Origin of the sequence: Psychrobacter sp. PP-21, assembly GCF_033790785.1 — a bacterium.
In the GTDB taxonomy this organism is placed as follows: domain Bacteria; phylum Pseudomonadota; class Gammaproteobacteria; order Pseudomonadales; family Moraxellaceae; genus Psychrobacter.
Map to the genome: position 1 here is coordinate 1 of NZ_JAMYEB010000115.1, position 275 is coordinate 275.

General features: G+C 38.5%; 1 protein-coding gene. It reads left to right on the forward strand.

All coding sequences use genetic code 11. The annotated features are described in order from the left end of the window. The coding region (locus NJD71_RS13825; RefSeq protein WP_319052465.1) for an IS3 family transposase at window positions 1-251 on the forward strand (251 nt) is incomplete at its 5' end. Between the last annotated feature and the right edge of the window lie 24 nt (window positions 252-275).

Here is a 275-nt window from a genome sequence, read left to right on the forward strand (position 1 = left end):
TTAAGAAGCATAAATTTAAGGGCTCAATGTCCAGGCGTGGCAATTGCTTTGATAATGCGCCCATAGAAAGCTTCTGGGGCATATTAAAGAATGAGTTGGTGTATCACGAAGACTATAAAACAAGGTTCGAAGCTATCAATGATATCACTAAATATATTGAGCTTGAGTATAACCAGACTAGAATCCAAAAGGGTTTGGGCTATAAAACGCCAAGACAGGTGTGGTTTGATTTTTATCGTCAAGCTGCGTAACTAAAATCTCCCAAGTCAATGTCT